The following is a 21,389-nucleotide window of genomic DNA, read 5'->3' on the forward strand; positions in this document are numbered from 1 at the left end:
ATCTCCTTTCAGTCCTCGTCGTTGACCCAACGCACCATGCGGTGCAGCGGGAAGAATCCATCGTGGGACATGCCGGTAGCCAGGCTTTCGGCGCCGCCGAGTGTCACAACGCGCTGCACGCCCGCAGCAGCAAGTGCATCGCGAAGCCCGGTCTTGCGTTCAGCAGGATAGATGCCCACGGTCTGTGTCGCAAAGCCCGCATAGCGCACCGCCTGCTCCAGGCTTTCCACCCGCACCACGTTCACGATCTTGCCATCGGGATAGATGTCCAGCGGCTCATCGGAACGGATCACCAGGCCTCGGCCTTCATAACTACCCCACACGCGATAGAGACCGTCGAACGCGCGCAGTACCTCGATTTCGTCCTGCAGCTCGCTGGTCACCGGCGATGCCAGAACCGAGGCAGTTCGCCTTTCCATGCCCAGGCGTGCCTGCAACTGCGCGCAATACGAATCCACCGCATCCTCATCGCCCGCCTCGACGAAATGGAAACGCGCCGAGACGCAGGCGGCCTGGTTGTAAGGTGTGGAATCGGTCGCCGCGCGCTCGGCGGTCTCGCTAATTGCTTCTGCGGACTGCAATGCCTCCTTGCCTATCATCGCAATCGATGTCTTCGGGTCGAAGGCCACCAATTCAAGGCCCGGACCGATATATTCGCGTGCCCCGCGGATCGCCGCCTCCCCGCCCCAGGCCACCAGCTTGTCGAAAAAGGTAGGGCGAAAAATCCGGCCTTCGACGTCTCGGTCACCGCCGCGCCAATACACGGCGCTGAAGGAACGAACCACGGGATGGTCGGCATCCACTGACGCCATCGTCTGAAGTATCGCAGGCGCGGTGAAAAGATCGTTGGACGGCATCTTGAGGAGATGCACGCCCTTGCTGAGCGCCCCGCGCGTGATGCTGACCGCAGCCACACCGGGTGCATTGCCGGCCAGAATGTGCACAAGCCGTGCGGGAAAGGCGCGGATCTTGCCGTGTTCGCCGATGCGGTTGGCAAATGGAACCCATCCGTCCAGCACGGCGGGATTGCCGATCTCCCCCTCGACCATAGAAAGCAACCGGTCGCGTTCGAACAAGGTATGAAGCGCCTCATACGACCTTCGCACAATGCCCGTTTCAAAAGAACCCGCCTCGATCATACGGTCTCGGGCGAAGGCTAGATGGCCCGCTGTGTCGGCTTTAAGCGCCTCCCCAGTGGCGACCAGGAAGTCGAGAATCTCGGCCAGAGGGATATTCCAGGCCGGGGGCGGGGCCGTGCGCGGCCAGACAAGCTCGGTCAGATCGAGCTCGGGAAGCCGATAGGTCCTCCCGCCAGACTGATACAGCACGTCTGCAGCATTGCGCACTTCGCCTTTCACAACGTGAATGACCGGGATGGCATGTGCCTCGTCTGCGTGAGGCGGTCCTTGCTTGATTTCGGTGATGGCCGGCACGATCCTGTCCCTAATGGTATTCGGCGCATGGAGCGCCCATTGTCCCGCCAGCGTGCCCGATTGCCATGACCGAAGAAAGGATCGATCCTGCCAAATGAGGGCGGTTATATGGTCATTTCGCTGCGGCCCGGCCAGCCCTCGTGCGGTTTCGGACCCGATAGATCTTGGGAGTCATGCCGAACCAGTCGCGAAACGCGCGCGCGAAGAACCTGCTGTCCTTGTATCCCACACGCTGTGCCACCTGATCCACCCGCATCGGTGTATTGCGCAACAAACGCGCGGCCGCGTCCATGCGCAGACCCCGCTGATAGTCGTGGGGAGTCATGCCGATGGTGGCATTGAAATGGCGTGAGAGGCTGCGTTCGCTGACCCCGACAAGCGCGGCCAGATCGGCGAGACGAAACTGCGCATGATAGTTCTGGGCCAGCCAAAGGCGCGCACGCGACACGACAAGGTCTTCCGGTTCCCAGTTTCCCATTTCGTCGTCCGTATGCGGTGGATCCTCGCCAAGAACCTGTTGTCGCAACGCGGTCGCAACGAAGGCTGGCATGAAGCGGTCGAGAATGCGGCAGATCAGCGGCGGTCCGGCTGCCATGGTGCTGGCGCATCCGACATTGTTCTGAAACGTGATCGTTTCTACCGCCTCGGGTCGCACCGCCGGAAAGCGTTCACGAAAGGCCACGGCGCGCGACCAGAATACCGCGGCGGCATGGCGATCGAGAAGGCCGGAAGCTGCAACCGGCACCACGCCGCCGCCCTGTGCCGCAACGACGGCTCCTCCCTCATGCTGCGTACGCAGAAACGTTCCGATCCGCTGCAGGTCAGACTCAGCGATCGCAAGGGCCCTGTCCCAGGGCATGGAAGGAATGAAGATGAAATCATAGGACTCGTCACCGGACAACGGCCCATCGACTTCGATCATCGTGCCGTCAAAGGCGCGCTTGCTGGTTCCGCCAAGCGAGAGATGCCGCGCGACCATGGGATCGCGCAGACGCGGAATGTCCATCTCAATGACCCAGGATTCGTGGGCCAGACGCTCGTCGACGAGGTTCCGCAGCAGCGTGACGATGTCTTTCAGCACCGCAATCGAAGAAATCAGGCAGCCTTCCAGCACGAGAATGGCGATCCGGGCCATGCCCGGCCTGATTTCTTCGATACTTGCATCATCGCCTGGCGCTGCCCGCGCGTTTTTCACGGGCAACGCGCCGGACGATGGTCGCGGTAGCTAGTCATCAATCGGGCAGTACCCACTTCGCATTCTCGCAGAAGAACTTGCGCTTTACGGCATCCCCAAGCCCTGCGGCGTTGATGCTTTCGTTAAAGCGGCCCATCGGGTTCTTGCCGCCTTCGATATGCGGGAAGTCGCTGCCGTAGACGTAGACGTCCTCGAGGCCGAAGCGCTTGATATATCCACCGACATCCTCAAACTCGAAGGGGACGACGCGGATATTGCGCATCACGTATTCCGATGGGCTGAGTTCCATTGCCCAGCCTGTATTGCGCTTGTTGAAGGCGCCCGAATTCTCGATCCACATATCCATGCTGTAGGCGAGTGGACCGACCCAGTTCGCGGCGACTTCGGCCACCAGATAGCGCAGCTTCGGGTGGCGTTCGAACACGCCGCCCAGGACCAGCGTGGTCATGAAATTCTCGGTCGCCTTGCTCATGTTGTTGAGCGTCCAGGGATCGAGAGAGAATTCGCCGCCCAGCTTGAAGCCGCTGAAGGCAGGCGCGTCGCGCCAGCGCTCGGTCTTCAGGAAGCCAAGATCCGCGCCGACATGCGAGCAGAGCGTCAGGTTCCCCTGTTCGAAGATGTCATAGAACGGATCGAGATCGGTATGCGCTGGCGATACACCGCCCGGAAGGACGGAAGCGGGCGTCCAGAAAGCGCGAATGCCCTTGGCGCTCCAATGCTTCAGTTCGGAGATCAGGTCGTCGACCGTCTCACCGACGATCGTCACGACGGGGCGGACGCGCGGACCGTACGCATCGTTGGTGCGCACGCACCACTCGTTGTAGGCGCGTATCAGGTCCAGGGCGTACTTTTCACGCCCTTCGGTGATCGAACCGTGGATCGCCTGCGGCACGTCCTTTGTCGCCAGCAGAATGACGGCCTGGAGGCCCATCGTACCTGCAAAGAGCATCTGCGACTTTACGCCCATCATGTCGAGCGCGGGCCCTCGCCGGTCGAAGTTGAACGAGCCCGGGGCTGCAGCGCGCTTCTGATTCCACAGGTTGTCAGGGGTCAACTCGGTGTCGTCGGCCTCCTGGAACTCATTCGAGGGGTGGGTGGAAGCCTGCACCACTTCGGCAAGCCGATCGGTAATGCTGCCGAAGGCCTCGCGCCAGTGATTTACAGGCGTGTGCTCGTGCGCATCGGCATCCAGTATTTCCCCGATGAATGGCTGCAGATCGGCAGGCACCGCTGTCGTGGTGGGCATGTCCATGATTATTGCTCCTCTCAGTAAGTCACGCTTATACGCGGCCTGTGGATCTTCTTGTTTCTATGGCCACGCTCTTACGTGGAAACCCGTTCGCTCCGCCGGGTGAAACGGCTGCGCAAGACCTCGTCCAATCGCACTTTTTGCAGGAAAGATAAAAGCACGATCCACCCTCCAAGTCTACTCAGACGGCTTCGCCATAAGGCCGAAGAATTGGCCGTTTCGTCACACGTGGAGCGCAAAATGCAGCTCATGAACGCTTGTCCTTCGGGAGAATCGAATTGGAGATGATCTGCTTCATCACCTCGATGCTCCCCCCCGCGATTCGAGCGATGCGCGCATCGGCATAAGCACGCGCTATCGGATATTCCCAAATATAGCCCCAACCGCCATGCAGTTGCAGGCACTCATCCAGAACCTTGCCCTGCAGTTCCACACAGGTCATCTTGGCGATGGCAGCCTCCGTCGCATCCAGTTCGCCTGCCATGTGGGCAGCGATGCAGCGATCCACATAGACCCGCATCACGGATGCCTGCGCGTGCATTTCAGCGAGTTTGAAGCGCGTATTCTGGAAGTCCGCCACGGTGCGACCGAAAAGCGGCCTCTCGCGAACATAGTCCTTGGTCCATTCGATAGCCGTCTCGAGAATGGTCTGGCCCCGCACCGCCTGTACCAGACGCTCCTGCGCCAACTCCTTCATCATCTGGTAAAAGCCGCGGTTTTCCTCGCCGATCAGATTGCTGGCCGGAACCCGTACATCCTCCAGAAAGATTTCGGCGGTGTCCTGAGCCTTGAGACCGATCTTCTTGAGCTTCTTTCCGCGAGAGAACCCGGCGCGATCGGCCTCGACCATGATGGCTGATACCCCGCGCGCCCGCCGCCGGATCAGTCTTGCAGGCCACCAGCAAGAGTTCGGCCGCATAGCCGCCGGTAATGAACGTCTTCTGGCCATTGATCACGAACTCGTCGCCGTCTCGCCTCGCGCTCGTCCGGATCGCTGCAAGGTCGGATCCGGCCGAAGGTTCGCTGAAGCCGATCGCAGCGCGCATACGACCCGAGGCCATCTCGGGCAGCCACTTGTGCTTTTGTTCTTCGGTGCCGTAATCCAGCAGATACGGCGTCACCATGTCCGAATGGATCATGAAGGACGGACCGGAAATGGAGTGTCGGAACAGTTCCTCGGTTACGATCACCGAGTGCAGGAAGTCACCCCCAGGGCCGCCATATTCCTCCGGCACCGTGCAACACAGCATGCCCGCTGCGCCAGCAGCCAACCATGCTTCGTGCGGGACCATGTTTTCCTCTTCCCATTCTTCATGGTGCGGGACGAACTCACCGCGAACAAGTCTCGCAACGGCGTCACGAAACATCTCATGTTCGTCGGAAAAAATAGTCCGTGGTAACATGCCCTCTCACTCTCCTCCGGTTTTCCGGCGCTTGCTGCATCGAGCCCACAGGCCGAACCGCCTGCCCGCTGCATATTAGCCATTTTTATTCCGTAGGGGCAATATGCATTCTCTATATTTTACGATTTTGCAAGCAACGGAAAGCCCCGAGCGCTTGACTAAGACGAGAGGCTCAGCCAAGACAATTGTCTCTTATATAGAACGATCAATGCATATATGCATTTAAAGGAGTAGGAGCCCGCAATGCGTCTCGTGATGTTCAAGCATGCGCACAAGGAAGGAATCGCGGCCGAGTCCAACGACGGCGAACTGCGAGGCTTCACCAGCGACAACGACGGCTATCCTGGCGACATCGACACGCTGGTACAGACAAGCGCCGACCTCCAGACCGTGGGTCGCGCCCTTCTGGACGGAGAGAGATTCGACCGGGAAGAAATCACCTTTCTTCCCGTGGTAAGGCGCCCGCGAAAGATCCTGTGCGTCGGCCTGAACTATGTCGATCATTCGCTTGAAGCAGGCTTCACGCCGCCCGACTATCCGACAATCTTCGGCCGTTTCGCGACGACCCTGATCGGCCACAATCAGCCGATCGTTCGCCCGCCGGTCTCCATCGAACTCGATTACGAAGGCGAAGTTGCGGCAATCATCGGCAAAGGCGGCCGCAACATCCCGATGGACGAGGCGTTGAGCCATGTCGCCGGTTATTCGATCTTCAACGATGCCTCCATCCGCGACTATCAATGGAAATCGCCGCAGTGGACAATGGGCAAGAACTTCGACGCCACCGGCGCCTTGGGTCCGGTCATGGTGACAGCCGACGAGTTACCGGCCGGCTGTGCCGGCCTGAAACTGGAAACGCGCCTGAACGGAAAGACCGTGCAAAGTGCCAGCGTGGATGAAATGATCTTCTCGATCGCCCAGCAGATCGTCATCATGAGCGAAGTCATGACTCTACAGCCAGGGGATTTGATCGCCACCGGCACCCCGGCAGGCGTTGGCATGGCGCGCGAGCCCAAGCTGTGGATGAAGGCCGGCGATGTCGTGGAGGTTGAACTGGAAGGCGTAGGTGTACTGCGCAATCCGGTCATAGATGGCGCCTGACAGCATCGCGCACGTCGAGATAGTTTGAGGGCCGGGGATCTGCACAAGATCCCCGGCCCTGAATTTTTAGCCGCGCCGCCAGGTACCTGGTGATGCCCGCCGTTTACTTGCTGCTCGCCAGGTAATTTGCCAGCGCATCCAGTTCAGCGTCCGAGATTTCCGTCTTTCGGAAGTTGGGCATGTTGAACAGCCCGCCACGCACGACGCCTTTGATGAAATCCGGATCCAGGTCGGTCCGCTTGAGCAGAACGCCGGAAATCTCGGTTCCCTTATAGCGTTCAGTCAGAGCGACGGTGCCGGGATAGCCGGGTCCGTCAGAATGACAGATGGAACACCACTTGGTGTAGACGGCCTTGCCCAAGCCGGGGCCGTCAGCCTGGATGTCCATCTTGGCGACCTCCGGCAATCGGGGCGTCCCGGGGATCGACTCTTCCTGCGTAGGGTTGGACTTGACCTCGCAACCGGCAAGGCCAAGGGCAAGGGCGAGCAGTCCCGTGTGAAACAGGCGCTTTGCGATCCGCGAAGTCATGCTTCTTTCCTCAGATGCCTTGGCCAAATTCCATAGCGCCCTGCCGACAGAATGCCTTTCGGATCGAGCGCGTCCTTGAGAACCTCGCTGACGCGGCGCTGGATATGATCGTTGAAAGAGTAGGTGGACTGCACGAAGTCCTGATAGATCGGCGGCGTTCGGTATTCACCCCAGCCATGTTCCGCAGCGGTCGCGATCAGGTGCCTGAAGGCATTGCGCATCTGCTCGTTTTCCTGCGGATCCTCTCGGATAGGAACGCCGATCACCAGCATTTGGCCTCTTGGCCAGATACTGACCGGAGGACTGAACCAGAGAAGCGGCACGTTGTATTCCTTCGCCGCATCGACGAGTACCCGGTTGGCTTCGATGATCGCCGCTCCGGTTCGCGGGATCACGGGCGAAAACCACATATGACCGGAAGTCGGATTTGGATAGAAGGCGGATCGGCCGCCAATCTGGAAAGCAAGCAGATTGGGAATACCCAGAATCGTAGGATGAGTTCTGAATTTCGCCATCTGTTCCGGCGTAGCCGGCAGATCGTATACCTCATCATCCTGGAATGTGACGCCGGGAATGCGGTCGGTGAACAGCGCCTTTGTATGCTCCCACTGCGCCTTGATCACGGCGGCATTGCCGTAATAGGCAAAGCGGCAACTCCAGAACCCGCCTTTTTTCGCTGCCTGTGCTTCCATCTCCGCGATATTCGCATCGGTGCGAATGTACATGGCAGCCGACGTCGGATCTGACAGGTCGCCACCACCGAGCAGGGGGCTGCCGATCTCTGGCATGCCGTTCGTCGCCATGGTGTCTTCAAGATAGTTCTTGATGTCCACCAAGGTTTCAAGATCGGCAAAACGCGGCACGAACACCGTTCCGCGCCGGAACGCCTCGGGCTTTGGCCCAAGCCAGAAACCCATCTTGGTAACGACGCCGAAGTTGGACTGCTTGAACAAACCATCCAGGTAGGGTCCATAGCCCCAACGGAACTGCTGCCATGTCTTGGCAGCGGGCATCGCGCCCATACCCGTTCGCAACACTTCACCATCGGCCAGAACGACTTCCATGCCGCAGTGCGACTCGTAATGGTGCCGCAGCATTCCGTATGTGCCGCCCATGCCGCCATCGAGCGCGTTCCCGATCAGGCTTCCCCAACCCGGATCAGGTGTATCCACCCAGAAAGGCAAGTTGCGCTCCTGAATGTACTGAAAGAGGTCAAAATAGCTGACCCCGGGTTCGACCAGAACGGTACCCGCGGTTTCATCGAAACCGAGAATGCGATTCATGCGCTTCAGATCGAGCACGACGCTGCCCGAATAGACCGGTGCTGCGCCGCCATAGCCCAGGTTCTTGCCTGTGGAGACCGGATAGATGGGAATGCCGTATCGATGTGCAACCTTCATGACTTCCTGCACATCGTCGGCGTTGTCGGGCGCGATTGCGGCAGAGGCGACCAGTTCCTTTTCCTCGCCCTTCCAGGGTGAGTAGGTGTCCTTGTAAGTCGCCATGTCCTCGTCACTGGTGAGAACCCAGTCACTGCCCACGATCCGTGCGAATTCTCCAAGCGCCGCGCTATAATCGGCCTCGTTTACCCCAGGTGGTATCCTCACGACGTCAAACCCTTTCCGACCGGATCTTCGCCGGCCCCGCTTGATTGGCGCCGCTGGGCGCCATTATCCACGCGACGAGACGATCCCGCCCGCCACGAGCGAAACGTTCAGCCGGCGTTCCGGGGGCTGGCATGCCCGGCGCGCCGCGCGCCAATGCCAGCACCGCATTGCCATGACGCCGCGCTGCCGCAATCTCTCCGCGCAGCCAGGCCGCGTCGCCGGCCACACTATCGTCGATCGAATGGGCATAGACTGCCGCAAGCAGGCGCAGCCCGTGACGTGCACCAAGCTCCTCGATGCAGTACATCGACCCTGCGCTGGTAAGGCCAAGGATCGGAGCGGACAAAGCTGCCGGGGACCTGGCCATTCGCCCGAACCAAAGCTGCGAAATGTCACCGCGAAAGCGCTCTACCCTGGGAACGCGGGCGACCAGCAGTCCGGGTAGCGCTGCAGCAACCGGAGCGCCTTCATCCAGTATCGCCATGCGAGGGACTGCGAGTGCCGGCTGCAGCGACGACATGCTTCCCGAAAGCGCCATGCCGGCTGCGGCGGTGCCGACGGCCGCAGCGCCTGCTAGGACCTGCCGCCTGCTCAAACCCTCTCCCGAAGCGGAAGAAACCTGCATCCCGCCCATGCTCCTTATAGTTCGTATGGATGGAGAATTATGGCTATATCATCAGTGCGTCAAGCATTTCATTCATAGAACTTATTCGCGTGATCTGCCCAGGTTCATCGGCCCGGTACGTCGGCCAGAACGAATTCACTTGCCCGTTCCCCGATCATGATAGCCACGGCATTGGTATTACCGGAAACGATGCTCGGCATGATCGAATTGTCGGCGACCCGCAGACCTGCGATACCCCGAACCCGCAGCTTCGGATCGACCACTGCAGCCTCGTCGCTTCCCATGCGGCAGGTCCCGGAAGGGTGATAACAACTGTTCCCGGCAGCGCGTATGAACGCCTCCAGTCCAGACTCCGAATCGACGTCGGGTCCGGGCGACAGTTCCTCGGGCCGATACCTGCTCAGCGTCTGTCCCTGCATCACCTGACGCAGGAATTTCATCCCCCGCGCAATGACGCGCACGTCGTGCGCATCGCAAAGGCCTCTGAAATCGACCGATGGCGGCCGCACCGGATCGGAAGCCGATATATGCAGGTTTCCTCTGCTATGCGGCCGCAGAAGCATCGTCGAAATCGTGATCCCCGGGAATGCATTGAGCTTGCGCGTTTCGGGATTGTCATAGGAAAAGGGATTGGCGGTGAACAGCACATCGCAATCCGAGACAGCGGGATCGCTGCGCCAGGCAGCCACTGCCGATCCGAAAGGCAGGCTCAAGGCGCCGCGCCGGGTTGCCATGAACCGGAGTCCCTCCCATACGGCACGCAGCCCCCGGGTGCGCTCGTTCAATGTTGCGTGACCGTGCACCCGCCACTTCATCCAGGTCGCCCAGTGGTCCTGCAGGTTCTCGCCCACAGCGGGCCGGTCGCATACGACCGGAATGTCCAGGCTCTGGAGCCGCCGACCATCGCCGATTCCCGATCGTTCGAGAATCGCCGGCGAGTGAAGCCCCCCGGCACACAGGATAATCTCACCCGATGCCTCCGCGCGTGCCGGTCCGGCGCGCGTGGAATAGACGACCGCCTCGGCGCGCCCGTCCCTGACGACGACCCGGTCGACGAGAGCGCCGGTCACCACCCGCAAGTTGGAATTGCGGCGCTGCGGCCGGAGATAAGCGTCGGCCGCGCTGTGTCGCCATCCCGACCTGGTTGTCGCCTGGCCGAACCAGATGCCTTCCTGATCCCGCCCGTTAACGTCGCGGTTGACCGGCAGCCCCGCCTCGCCCGCCGATGAGATCAGCGCGCTGATCAGCGGGTCCCGCTCAGGCACCTGCGTGACGCAAAGTGGCCCCTCGCCGCCCCGGACTTCAGGATCGACTTCATCGCCGACGTAGCGTTCCATGCGCCGGTACACCGGCAGGACGTCCGCCCATGACCAGCCGAAACACCCCTTCTGTGCCCAACTGTCATAATCTCCCGGGTTGCCGCGCATGAATACGCCGCCGTTAATTGCGGACGATCCGCCGACAATCTTGCCGGCGGGAATGTGCAGGCGGCGGCCGCCCATGGATTCCTGTGGCTGCGACTGAAGGCACCAATTGACGCGTGGATCGTTCAGCGTCTTTCCGCAGCCAAGGGCGAAGCGGGTCCAGATGAAATGGTTCGGTGGGCCTGCTTCGAGCAGAAGCACGCGGTAACGTCCGTCTTGCGCAAGCCTTCCTGCAAGGGCGCATCCGGCCGACCCGGCACCAACGACGACGTAATCGTAACGCTCTCCCTGAGCCTCCTCACGCCTTTGCATCAATCCTTATCCTCGCAAGTGATTGCGCAGGCGTTCATGACCAGACTAACGGTGATATAAAGACCTGTCAGCATCACGATATCGAGGGCCAACGCTGGACCCAGTCGCGCCTGGAGCCGTTCAAACGCTTCAGGTTCGGCCTGCTTATCCGCGACCAGCGAATCGACAACGGCAGCGACGTCGCCAAAGCCGTCATCCAGCGGCAGTTGCGCTCTCCCGATCGCCGCCTCGATAAGCCACTCGGGAACAGCGAGACTGCGGGCGGCAGCGCTGTGATGCGCCACCGGAAGCGATGCGCCGCAACGAAATGCCGTGCGCATGATCACGAATTCCCGGACTTCGGCGGGCAGACGCTCATCGGCACGAAGGGCATCGGCAAGATCCATGAGCCCAAGAGCGGCCGCCTCGTTCCAGCATGCCATACGCCAGAAGTTGCCTCGGTCAGGCCGCACTCTTCGTGCCACTTCATCGCCCAGCCGTCCGCGCAATCCTTCTATCGAAGGAAAGGGGAACGTCGATCGACCAGCCCGCGTCATGTTTCAGGACGTGACAATGCCGCCAGCGCGCAAAGGCTCTGTAACGCCGTCCCAATCGCGCGCGGCCTGTTCCATCATGTCCGAAAACGACTTGGCATAATCAGGAACCTGAGCCACCTCGATATAGGGTCCCTCCCCCATGCTCACATAGATTACTTCCCCGCCAGGCAGGACATTCTCCTGCACTATCTCGCCGCCCACTGCGGCGATACGGCGGCGCGCCTCGGCCATGTCCTGCACCACGATGCAGATGTGGTTCATGTCCTTGCGGCCAGCGTCCAGCCAGTCCTTGTAGATCGACGGTGCATCGTTGAACTGACCGATCAGTTCGACCTGGACTTTACCCCAATAACCCATGACCGCTGTAAAATGCGGCCGGCTGGGCTGCCCCCGGTAGGTTATGTCGGCGGTCCGCTCATTCCAGAAGAACGGCCCCGCCCCCATGCGCACCCAGAAGTCGATGGCCGGGTGCAGATCCTCTTCCTTCAGCACGAAGGCGATTTGCATGATGTCGCCCAGTTCCGCCAATCGCGAACTGACTGATTTGATGGCCTCGGCCTGCATTGATTATCTCCTTCAGACGACGGCGAGCGTATAGCGCGGGGCCGTCGGTCCCCTCTTCGATCCTGTCTTCAATCCTGCGACACACTCGCTGCGCCGCGGGCAGGGCTCCATTCGAGCGGCAGGTATTCCATGCCGTTCACCGGCCCCGAGCGCGTGACCGGCGTTTCGCCCTTGGCGATCCGGAAATCCGGAATTTTCGCCAGCCATTCCTCAAGGAAGACGCCTATTTCCATGCGCGCCAGATTGGCCCCGAGACAGCGATGATCGCCCATGCCGAACACCGCATTGGGCTGTGGCTTGCGGGAAAAATCGATCTTCAGTGGATCGGGGTAGAGCCGCGGATCGAGGCCATGCAGCGCATTGATCAGATAGACGTGCTCTCCCTTGCGGATGGTGACACCGTCCAGTTCCACATCGCAAGTCGCGACACGCAGATTGTTCACCACGCCATGCCGGCGCATCAATTCCTCTACTGCCTGGCGGCGTTGGCCTGGATGATCGATGAACCACTGCCGCGAGGCCGGGTCCCGTGCCAGCGCCCCCATGATGAAGCCCGTCATGGAAGCGGTCGAATCGAGCCCACCCAGCAAGACGTTCAGCGCCAGACTGAGTTGCCGCTGCCTTGAGATCGGTTGCCCACGGAAAGTGGCCGTTGCAATCGCCGACAGTACGTCTTCACCCGGCTTTGCGGCCCTTCGATCAAGCCATTCCATGAGGTAGCGGGCGGCCGCTTCGAAACCGGCGTTGCGTTTGTCCTCTTCGGATTCGCGGATCATCTGTTCCGCAAGAGCACGCAGAACAGGTCGATCCGCCAGAGGCAGGTCGATCATGGCGAGAAAGATTTCGACAGGGAGAACGAGCGCGAACTCGCCCATGAATTCGCAACTTCCGCGCGGCGCCAGCTTTGCAACCAGTTCAGCCGACAGTTTGCGCACTTGACCGGCCATTCCGGCCACTACCTGAGGGCGAAAATAAGGCGCAAGGATCGCGCGCGCTTCCTCATGATCGAGACCATCGTCGTTTGCGGGTGAAAGACGGAACTCGGGAGGCGGCACCGGAAGGCTCGCATCGCGATTGGAGAAGTGCACCTTATCCTTGTAGATCGTGCGGATAAGATCGCCGTTGACCGCTATCCAATGGCCGCCGTTACGTTCGGTCCAAACCAGATCGGGACCGCGCGTCAGGTCGCTCCAGGCAAGATGCACGTCTTCGCCAGGAGCCACGAGACCATGGATATCGACATCAACTACACGGTCGCTCACAATGGCACGATCAGACGCCAAACCGGACTCTCCCAAGGGTAGCAGGATACTCTGCTTAATTGCATTCATAGAATAATCATTCTACTCATCGTAACGCAAGCAATAACGACACGAAGCCGGGCGGTGATGCACAAGGAGAACTGCCCCCTTAAACCGGAGAGTGTCCATGGCCCAAGAATTCGATCTGGTCGTCCGGCATGGAACGATTATCGACGGTACGGGATCTGCCCCTTTCCAAGCCGATATTGCGATCTCCGGAAATCGCATCTCTGCAATAGGCTCGGGGCTACCCGGCGGCGTGGAAGAAGTCGACGCAGCCGGCTGCATCGTCACGCCCGGCTTCGTCGACGTCCACACCCACTACGACGGACAAGTGATGTGGGAGCAGCGGTTGAAACCTTCGTCAAATCACGGCGTAACCACAGCGGTCATGGGTAACTGCGGCGTCGGCTTCGCTCCGGCACGGGCATGCAACCGCGACTTGATGATCCGCCTGATGGAAGGGGTGGAGGATATTCCCCAGGTGGTCATGGCGCAGGGCCTGCCCTGGAATTGGGAGAGCTTTCCCGAATATCTCGACGCACTGAGCGAACGTCAGTGCGACATGGATTTCGCCGCGCAGCTGCCGCACAGCCCGCTACGCGTACATGTCATGGGCGAGAAAGGCGCGTCGATGGAAGCGGCCAACGACGAAGAGCTTGCGGAAATGCGCCGGCTCACTGCCGATGCAATCAGGGCTGGCGCCCTTGGCGTATCCTCGTCGCGCAACATCTTCCATCGCTTTCGTGACGGCAAGCCTGCCCCCAGCGTCCATACTGAGGAAAAGGAATTGATGGCGCTCGCGGCGGGGCTTCGCGATGCAGGCGACGGCGTGTTTCAGATCAATCCCAATCTGGAGGCCGACGCCGAACGGGAACTGGCGCTGTTCGGTCGCCTTGCGAAAGTTTCCGGTCGCCCCCTGAACTTCAGTCTGTTTGTCCTGCCCCACGACGACAAGGCATGGCCCGCCTACGTCGATGGAATCGAGTCAGCGCGCAAGGCGGGTATGCAAATCAATGGCCAGTTCCTGCCGCGCCCTCCCGGGGTCCTGTTCGGCCTCGACCTCAGCCTCAATCCCTTTTCCCTCAACCCCAGCTACCGCGCAATCGAAGACCTTCCTCTACCCGAGAAGGTGACTCGACTTCGCGACCCGGAGCTTCGCCGCCGTTTACTGCAGGAGCGGCCCGAAGATCCCAATCCTTCATTGATCAGCTTTGTCTCCAATCCCAGCTGGAAGCTCTATGCACTGGCGGAACCGGCCCGCTACAGCTTCGAGGCGGAGGAAAGCCTCAGTGCCCGCGCTGCCCGCGAAGGCCGGGATTTGCGCGAACTCATCTACGATGCGCTGCTGGAGGACGAAGGCCATGCAATCCTGTGCGCCTACAGCAATGACGTGCGCGGCTACCTCGATCACACCCTGCCCCGTATTGGCGCCGAGGGCACGATCGTAGCGCTTGGCGATGGCGGTGCACATTACAGCCTGATCTGCGACGCAGCCTACACGACGTATGCTCTGGGCGAGCTGGTCGACCGCGAAGAACTTGACCTGTCGAAGCTTGTCCGAGCATTGACCAGCCAACCGGCAGCGTCCGTGGGACTGTTCGACCGGGGTACGATCGCGGTTGGCACCAAGGCCGACATCAATGTCATCGACCGCGACAACATTGTCCTGCACCGCCCCACGGTTTCCAGGGACCTGCCTTCAAATGGCAAACGCCTGTCCCAGAAGGCCAGCGGATACAGAGCCACGATCGTCAGCGGTGAGGTGACCTATCGCGACGGACAGGCAACAGGGGCTCTGCCCGGTCGGCTGGTGCGCGCAGGCGCCGCCGCAATGTCCGCGCAATAATAGCTCAAAAGAAATAATCATCCACCTTGTGCAATACCTGTTGCGTCACAGGCCACCATGGCTCTAGATAGACCTGCGCGAAGACGCAGGTGAAACACTCAGGATTTTTGGGAAGTTCAGATGGTCATGTCGTTCCAGTCCGATTTTCTCTATCCGGACGTCATACCCCATCATGCCCGTTTCTCAGGGGGGCGCACCGCCGTCATCCACGGCAATCGCACACTGACCTGGTCGCAGCTCGAACTCCGCACACGCAAGGTCGCCAATGCGCTGTTCGACGCGGGCCTCAAAAAGGGCGACAAGGTCTGCCTCTACATGCGGAACAGTCTTGCAGCATTCGAGCTGTTTTGGGGCGTCATCCGCTCTGGCGGGGTTGTGGTGGCGCTAAACACCATGGTCTCTCCGGATGCGCTAACTGTGCTCGTTAACAATTCGGATGGCCGATGGTTGTTTACGGACAGTCATGGCGCACCGATGGTAGAGGACATCGCCTCCGACCTGACGGGAATTACACTGGAATCCATCTATTCCGATGTTCCTCACGAAACCTTCGGGTTGATCGAGGATTTCGTGTCAGCCGGTTCGGAAGATCCCGTCGATGTCCGCATCGATCCGGAAGATACTCTCAACATCGTCTATTCATCGGGTTCAACCGGTATTCCCAAGGGAATCGAGCAGAGCCATCTTTCGCGCCACAACTATACGTTCGGAACCGGACACTACTTCGGATTCGATGCTGACTCGGTCACGATCCTGGCCACCGCGCTCTATGCCAACGGAACCTGGCAGACGATGGGCCCGACCATGTTCCGCGGCGGGTGCATTGTCCTGATGGATAAGTTCGACGCGCTCGGGTTCATCACAGAAGTCGAACGGTGCCGCTGTACGCATGTCTTCCTGGTTCCCACACAGACAGTCGCGATCCTCGCGCATCCTGAGATTGCGCAGCACGACATGTCATCGCTGCGCATCATCGTTTCAGCAGGCCAGCCCCTGGCCCCGGCCACATTCGAAGAGGTGCAGGTAAAGCTGCCCCATGTGGAGCTGTGGGAAGGCTACGGGATGAGCGAAGGGTTCGGGACGATCGTCGGTCCACCCGACTATGCTAAGGGCAAGCAGGGATCGGTCGGCAAAGGCATGTTCCTCGACGACATCCGTATCATCGATCCGAACACGGGCACCGAACTGCCGCAAGGGGAAATCGGCGAGATCTGCGGTTATTCGATGGGGCTCATGAAGGGCTACTACAAGGACCCCGAAAGGACGCGCGAAACGGTCTGGACGGGGCCACGCGGGCGCACCTATCTGCGCAGCGGCGACCTCGGGAGACTCGACGAAGACGGCTACCTGTACATTTGCGGCCGCGCCAAGGACATGATCAAGTCGGGCGGCATCAATGTATTTCCGGCCGATATCGAGGCCGTCTTCACGGCTCATCCCGCCGTTCAGGAGGTAGCCGCACTGGGCATATTCCATGAAAAATGGATGGAAACGCCGCTTCTCTTCGCGATCCTGCGCAAGGACGGCAACGCAACCGCACCCGAACTGAAGGCGTGGGGCAACGAACGCCTGAGCAAATATCAGCGAGTGAGCGAAGTGGTCATCGTCGATGATCTTCCTCGCGCCAACTACGGCAAGGTCGACAAGGTTGGGCTGAAGCAACTGGCGCGACAGCACGGCTTTCGCCTGCCTTTCGACAGTTAGCCGATACGATAACAAGGGGAGAGGGAGCATGGATCTCCACCGCATAAGAAATTGGCGCTTCGAACCCGTCATCCAGAATTATGAAGAGCGCGATACGATCCTCTATGCGCTGGGCATAGGCTACGGCGCCGATCCGCTCGACGAGCTCGATTTACCCTTCGTCTTCGAACACAAGCTGCAGGCTGCGCCTTCGATGGCTGTCGTCCTGGGCTATCCAGGATCGTGGATGCGCGAACCCGAAGCCGGTATCGACTGGGTGCGCATGTTGCATGGCGAGCAGGCGATCACCTTGCATCGCCCCCTCGCCCCGCGCGGGACTGTGAGAGCTGAGCACCGGATCCTGGGCGTGGAGGACAAGGGCGCCGAGAAAGGCGCCTTGATGGTCATCGAACGGCAGCTTTTCGACGATGAAAGCGATGCTCCGCTGGCAACGCTTTGGCAGAACATGTTCCTGCGAGGCGATGGCGGTTGCGGCAGCTTCGGAGAGGTTCCCAAATTCTCCACCGAACTTCCGGATGGTCCGCCTGTCGATGAGGTGACGGTCCCTACCGCGGCCAATCAGGCACTGATCTACCGACTCTCGGGAGACCTGAACCCGGTCCACGTCGATCCGGCGGTCGCGCGCCAGGCAGGCTTCCCGCGCCCGATCCTGCACGGCCTTGCTTCCTTTGGCATCGCCGCCAGGGCGATCATCCGTGCTTATGCCCAAGGCGATCCGACGAAGCTGAAAAGCCTTTCGGTCCGGCTAAGCAGACCAGCATTCCCCGGCGATACGATCCGCTTTGAACTTTATCCCGATGAGCGCAAAATTCGCTTCAGGGCCATCGCAGTTGAGCGGAACGAAACAATTCTGAACGGCTGCGAGGCAGTTCTGACCGACTGAGCCGTTGCCCGCGGCCGGCAAGTCGTCAACTACAGGGCCCAAGGGATCCGTTCTAAAGGAGATTGATCATGGATTATCCGGAATATGAGGGCCTCAAGCTCGATTGGCCCGAGGACGGAATCCTGCGCATCACCCTGTCGCGTGGCAACGTGAATGCGATGAGCTTTCAGATGCACCATGACATATCGCAGATCTGGCGACGTATCGACCGGGACCAGGATGTACGGGTCGTGATCGTTACCGGCGAAGGCCGGTGCTTTTCAGCAGGCGGCGACTTCGAAGCCGACGGCAAGCTGATGGGCAATTGGAACGACATGATCGAGATGGTCAAGGATGCACGCGAACTGGTGGAGAACATGATCCACTGCAGCAAGCCAGTGATCTCCGCCATTAACGGCCCAGCCGCGGGCGGCGGCCTCGTCGTGGCGCTCATGTCCGATATCTCGATCATGGCGCGTTCGGCCAAACTGGTCGATGGCCATACCCGTCTGGGCGTTGCGGCAGGCGATCACGCATCTCTGCTCTGGCCGCTGCTGTGCGGCATGGCAAAGGCGAAGTACTATCTGTTGACATGCGATCCCATCCCAGCCGAAGAAGCCGAACGCATCGGGCTGGTGTCGATGTGCGTGGACGACGGTGTGCTCATGGACCGGGCCCTTGAAGTCGCGCGCAAACTCGCCCGAGGTGCGCCGACGGCGATCCGCTGGACGAAGCAATCGCTCAACGGGTGGCTGCGCATGGCCTGGCCGATCATGGACACATCCCTCGCGCTGGAGGCGCTGGGATTCATGGGACCGGAAGTGCGTGAAGGCATGGCCAGCCATGTCGAAAAGCGCGAACCGAAGTTTGACCCGCGATCCCCGCTCTAGCCCAGCCCGGCGCAATGGCTCGAGCCTTCCCAGAGCCACGGCGCGTCGACAAGTTGTTGCCTGATAAGAATGACACTTTCGTTGAAGAAACCAAACTCGTCACATGCCCCTTGCGGACTAATGTTAACTGCTATAACATTGCTCCGCCTGCAGTAGTCCAGGCGAGACAAGAAAATGGAGCGGATCATGAGTTCGGCCGATAATCAGGTGCTGGATGTATTCGTCGTGGGCGCTGGCTTCGCGGGCCTGTACATGCTGCACAGAGCACGCAAGGCCGGCTTTTCGGCCCAGGTCGTCGAAGCCGGCCCGGATGTCGGGGGCGTTTGGTTTTGGAACGGCTACCCTGGCGCACGCTGCGACGTGGAATCCATGCAATATTCTTACGGCTTCGACGACGAGCTTCAACAGGAGTGGTCGTGGTCTGAAAAGTTCGCCACGCGCGATGAAATCATGCGTTACGTCAATTACGTGGCCGATCGCCTCGATCTGCGTAGCGGGGTGAAGGTCAACACCCGGGTCACCGCAGCGCACTACAGCGACGTGGATGGACTTTGGGACGTCGCCACAAGCTCCGGCGAAAGCTATCGCTGCCGCTATCTCATCATGGCGACGGGAGCCCTTTCCTCCACCCGCATCCCTCCGATCCCCGGACTTGAAACCTTCAAGGGCGAAGTCCTGCATACCGGAAACTGGCCGCGCGACCGCCAGATCGATTTCGCCGGCAAGCGCGTGGCGGTGATCGGCACGGGTTCATCGGGCATCCAGGTCATCACGGCCGTCGCACCGGAGGCCGAACGGCTGACCGTTTTCCAGAGGACTGCCAACTATTCAGTCCCGATGCGCAATCGACCGATGACACCTGAATACGAACGGCAGTGGAAGGACCGCTATCCCGAACTGCGCCACGAGGCCCGGTACAATACCACTGCGGGCACCATTTATGAATTGTCAGATCGCTCTGCGCTCGAAGCGACGCCCGAAGAACGCGAGGCCGAGTTCGAAAGGCGCTGGCAGATCGGCAGCCCCAATTTCCTCCGCGCCTTCAAGGATATTAGCCTGGACGAGGAGGCCAATGAATTCGCGGCGGAGTTCGTGCGCCGCAAGATCCGAGAAACGGTAAAGGATCCGGAAACCGCAGCCAAGCTGATCCCCACAAGTCATCCCATCGGATCCAAGCGGATCTGCGTGGACAATCATTACTTCGAGGTATTCAACCGCGACAATGTCGGGCTGGTCAGCATCAAGGAAGAACCGATCGTCGAGATCACGCAGAACGGCATCCGCACCAGTGCCGCGGAATATCCGTTGGACGCAATCGTGTTCGCTACCGGCTACGACGCCATCACTGGACCGCTCAACGCCATCGACATCCGTGGGCGCGAGGGCCGGCTCCTGAAGGACGAATGGCGCGACGGTCCTTCGGCATACCTTGGCCTGATGGCTTCGGGCTTTCCCAACATGTTCATCGTGACAGGCCCGGGCAGCCCCTCGGTTCTGGTGAACGTCATCAATGCCATCGAGCAGCACGTCGAGTTCATCGGCGATTGCCTGACCTGGCTGCGCGACAACGACCTCGACACCATCGAGCCCGATCCGGAAGCCCAGGAGAAGTGGGCCGACCATGTCGACGAGGTCGCGAATGCAACCCTGATGGTGCGCGGCAACAGCTGGTACATGGGCGCCAACATCGAAGGCAAACCCGTGCGTTTCATGCCTTATGCGGGCGGGATCGGCCCCTATGCCAAGAAATGTCAGGAAATCGTCCAGGACGGCTATAAAGGCTTCGTTGTCAGTCACCATTCGCAAGCTGCAACGGCGAACGCAGCGGAATAGAGCTTGTGGCAGAAATACACCCTGAGGCCCGCGCCGCACAGATCGACCTTGTCCTCGACTGGGCCCGAAAAGCCGGGCTTCAGGGCTGGAATTCGAAGGATTGCCCCACTTCGCGCGAAACTTTCCGCGCAGCTTCCGCCATAAAGATCGTTTCGCCACTCCCCGATCTGGCGCAAGTGAGTGATATCTCGCTGTCGCTGCGCAGCGGCAAGCGACCCGCGCGCCTCTATCAATCGAGCCTCGAGCGCGATCTGCCGACAATAATCTACGTTCATGGCGGCGGCTATGTCGTAGGCGGCCTGGTCGAGGCCGACGCGGAATGCCGGCGCCTGGCCCACTCGATCGGCGCAAACCTGGTTTCAATCACTTACAGGCTTGCACCGGAATACCGATACCCCTCGGGAATAGAGGATGTGCAGGACGCGATTGGCGCGATCTGTGCAGGAGAAGCAGGCATTCCATGCGACCGCTTCGCTGTTCTGGGGGTCAGCGCAGGAGCCGGGCTCGCGGTCGCCGCGATTCGCCGGATACTCGACGAAGGAGGCCGGAAACCGGCGGCGGCCGCGCTCCTGAGCCCATGGCTCGACCTTACACTGTCGCTGCCATCGTGTGACCTGTACGGCACCGGACACTTCCAGGAGCTATCGCAACTGCTCGATTTCAGGGCGCTCTATCTGCCCGATGGCATGACCGCGACCGCTCGCCCTGAACTGGCCCCCGCGCGAAACCCATTGCCGGAGAACTGGCCCTCGACCATTCTGCTCGCCGCCGAACTGGACCCTCTTGCAGACGACACTGCCCTGTTCCAGCGCCGCCTCGCTGAGGCAGGGATCGACCATCAATGCCGTTATGCACGCGGTCATCTGCACGGCTTCCATACCTGGTGGCAGCACATGCCTTCCATCCTCCCCGACCTGGCCTGGCTGGACAGCGCCATCGCTAGCGCTCTGCGCGGCGTTGAATGAAACGGGC

General features: G+C 60.4%; 18 protein-coding genes and 1 pseudogene. 7 read left to right on the top strand and 12 right to left on the bottom strand.

What is annotated here, in order from left to right; all coding sequences use genetic code 11:
• Positions 1-8: 8 nt before the first annotated feature.
• The 5 genes and pseudogenes from JI59_RS20585 to JI59_RS28130 form a co-directional block, all read right to left on the bottom strand.
• Positions 9-1,433: an acyl-CoA reductase gene (locus tag JI59_RS20585; protein WP_007014444.1), complete on the bottom strand. Its 1,425-nt coding sequence runs from the start codon at positions 1,431-1,433 to the stop codon at positions 9-11.
• Between the two features lie 112 nt (positions 1,434-1,545).
• A complete protein-coding gene (locus JI59_RS20590) occupies positions 1,546-2,568 on the bottom strand; it encodes a GlxA family transcriptional regulator (protein WP_039858034.1) in 1,023 nt (340 codons plus the stop codon).
• Positions 2,569-2,665: 97 nt separating this feature from the next.
• Positions 2,666-3,880, bottom strand: a complete 1,215-nt coding sequence (locus JI59_RS20595; RefSeq protein WP_007014442.1) for an amidohydrolase family protein — start codon at positions 3,878-3,880, stop codon at positions 2,666-2,668.
• Between the two features lie 244 nt (positions 3,881-4,124).
• On the bottom strand, positions 4,125-4,727 hold the full coding sequence (locus JI59_RS28125) for an acyl-CoA dehydrogenase family protein (protein ID WP_007014441.1): 603 nt from the start codon (positions 4,725-4,727) through the stop codon (positions 4,125-4,127).
• Positions 4,728-4,791: 64 nt separating this feature from the next.
• A pseudogene (locus JI59_RS28130) lies at positions 4,792-5,280 on the bottom strand (acyl-CoA dehydrogenase family protein); the annotation flags it as partial.
• 243 nt (positions 5,281-5,523) lie between these two features.
• On the opposite strand from JI59_RS28130, the gene JI59_RS20605 reads away from it, so the two are divergent.
• A complete protein-coding gene (locus JI59_RS20605; protein WP_007014440.1) occupies positions 5,524-6,381 on the top strand; it encodes a fumarylacetoacetate hydrolase family protein in 858 nt (285 codons plus the stop codon).
• 103 nt (positions 6,382-6,484) lie between these two features.
• On the opposite strand, the gene JI59_RS25805 is transcribed toward JI59_RS20605, so the two are convergent.
• The 7 genes from JI59_RS25805 to JI59_RS20640 all read right to left on the bottom strand — a co-directional run bounded on the left by JI59_RS25805 (position 6,485) and on the right by JI59_RS20640 (position 13,261).
• Positions 6,485-6,910 carry a c-type cytochrome gene (locus JI59_RS25805; RefSeq protein ID WP_052118014.1) on the bottom strand — a complete coding sequence of 142 codons (426 nt, stop codon included), beginning with the start codon at positions 6,908-6,910 and terminating at the stop codon, positions 6,485-6,487.
• Positions 6,907-8,517: an FAD-binding oxidoreductase gene (locus JI59_RS20615; protein ID WP_039858032.1), complete on the bottom strand. Its 1,611-nt coding sequence runs from the start codon at positions 8,515-8,517 to the stop codon at positions 6,907-6,909. Before JI59_RS20615 ends, JI59_RS25805 begins: the two co-directional genes overlap by 4 nt.
• Positions 8,518-8,521: 4 nt before the next feature.
• Positions 8,522-9,112, bottom strand: a complete 591-nt coding sequence (locus JI59_RS20620; protein ID WP_138921485.1) for a hypothetical protein — start codon at positions 9,110-9,112, stop codon at positions 8,522-8,524.
• A gap of 134 nt (positions 9,113-9,246) precedes the next feature.
• A complete protein-coding gene (locus JI59_RS20625) occupies positions 9,247-10,878 on the bottom strand; it encodes a GMC family oxidoreductase (RefSeq protein ID WP_007014436.1) in 1,632 nt (543 codons plus the stop codon).
• The gene (locus JI59_RS20630; RefSeq protein ID WP_203226096.1) at positions 10,878-11,330 is read right to left on the bottom strand and encodes a hypothetical protein; all 453 of its coding nucleotides are present in this window, start codon (positions 11,328-11,330) and stop codon (positions 10,878-10,880) included. Before JI59_RS20630 ends, JI59_RS20625 begins: the two co-directional genes overlap by 1 nt.
• An 87-nt stretch (positions 11,331-11,417) precedes the next feature.
• On the bottom strand, positions 11,418-11,978 hold the full coding sequence (locus JI59_RS20635) for a VOC family protein (protein WP_007014434.1): 561 nt from the start codon (positions 11,976-11,978) through the stop codon (positions 11,418-11,420).
• Positions 11,979-12,046: 68 nt separating this feature from the next.
• Positions 12,047-13,261, bottom strand: a complete 1,215-nt coding sequence (locus JI59_RS20640; protein ID WP_160289749.1) for a cytochrome P450 — start codon at positions 13,259-13,261, stop codon at positions 12,047-12,049.
• Positions 13,262-13,406: 145 nt separating this feature from the next.
• On the opposite strand from JI59_RS20640, the gene JI59_RS20645 reads away from it, so the two are divergent.
• The 6 genes from JI59_RS20645 (at position 13,407) to JI59_RS20670 (ending at position 21,382) form a co-directional block, all read left to right on the top strand.
• A complete protein-coding gene (locus tag JI59_RS20645) occupies positions 13,407-15,128 on the top strand; it encodes an N-acyl-D-amino-acid deacylase family protein (protein WP_007014432.1) in 1,722 nt (573 codons plus the stop codon).
• Positions 15,129-15,248: 120 nt separating this feature from the next.
• Positions 15,249-16,832, top strand: coding sequence for a class I adenylate-forming enzyme family protein (locus JI59_RS20650; RefSeq protein WP_007014431.1), 1,584 nt, complete (start codon positions 15,249-15,251; stop codon positions 16,830-16,832).
• A gap of 28 nt (positions 16,833-16,860) precedes the next feature.
• Complete coding sequence (locus JI59_RS20655; RefSeq protein WP_007014430.1) at positions 16,861-17,715, top strand: MaoC/PaaZ C-terminal domain-containing protein; 855 nt, start codon at positions 16,861-16,863, stop codon at positions 17,713-17,715.
• A 68-nt stretch (positions 17,716-17,783) separates the two neighbouring features.
• Positions 17,784-18,584 carry an enoyl-CoA hydratase/isomerase family protein gene (locus JI59_RS20660; RefSeq protein WP_007014429.1) on the top strand — a complete coding sequence of 267 codons (801 nt, stop codon included), beginning with the start codon at positions 17,784-17,786 and terminating at the stop codon, positions 18,582-18,584.
• A gap of 186 nt (positions 18,585-18,770) precedes the next feature.
• Complete coding sequence (locus JI59_RS20665) at positions 18,771-20,417, top strand: flavin-containing monooxygenase (protein ID WP_138921484.1); 1,647 nt, start codon at positions 18,771-18,773, stop codon at positions 20,415-20,417.
• Between the two features lie 5 nt (positions 20,418-20,422).
• Positions 20,423-21,382: an alpha/beta hydrolase fold domain-containing protein gene (locus JI59_RS20670; RefSeq protein WP_007014427.1), complete on the top strand. Its 960-nt coding sequence runs from the start codon at positions 20,423-20,425 to the stop codon at positions 21,380-21,382.
• The last annotated feature ends 7 nt before the right edge of the window (positions 21,383-21,389 follow it).

Origin of the sequence: Novosphingobium pentaromativorans US6-1, assembly GCF_000767465.1 — a bacterium.
GTDB lineage: Bacteria > Pseudomonadota > Alphaproteobacteria > Sphingomonadales > Sphingomonadaceae > Novosphingobium > Novosphingobium pentaromativorans.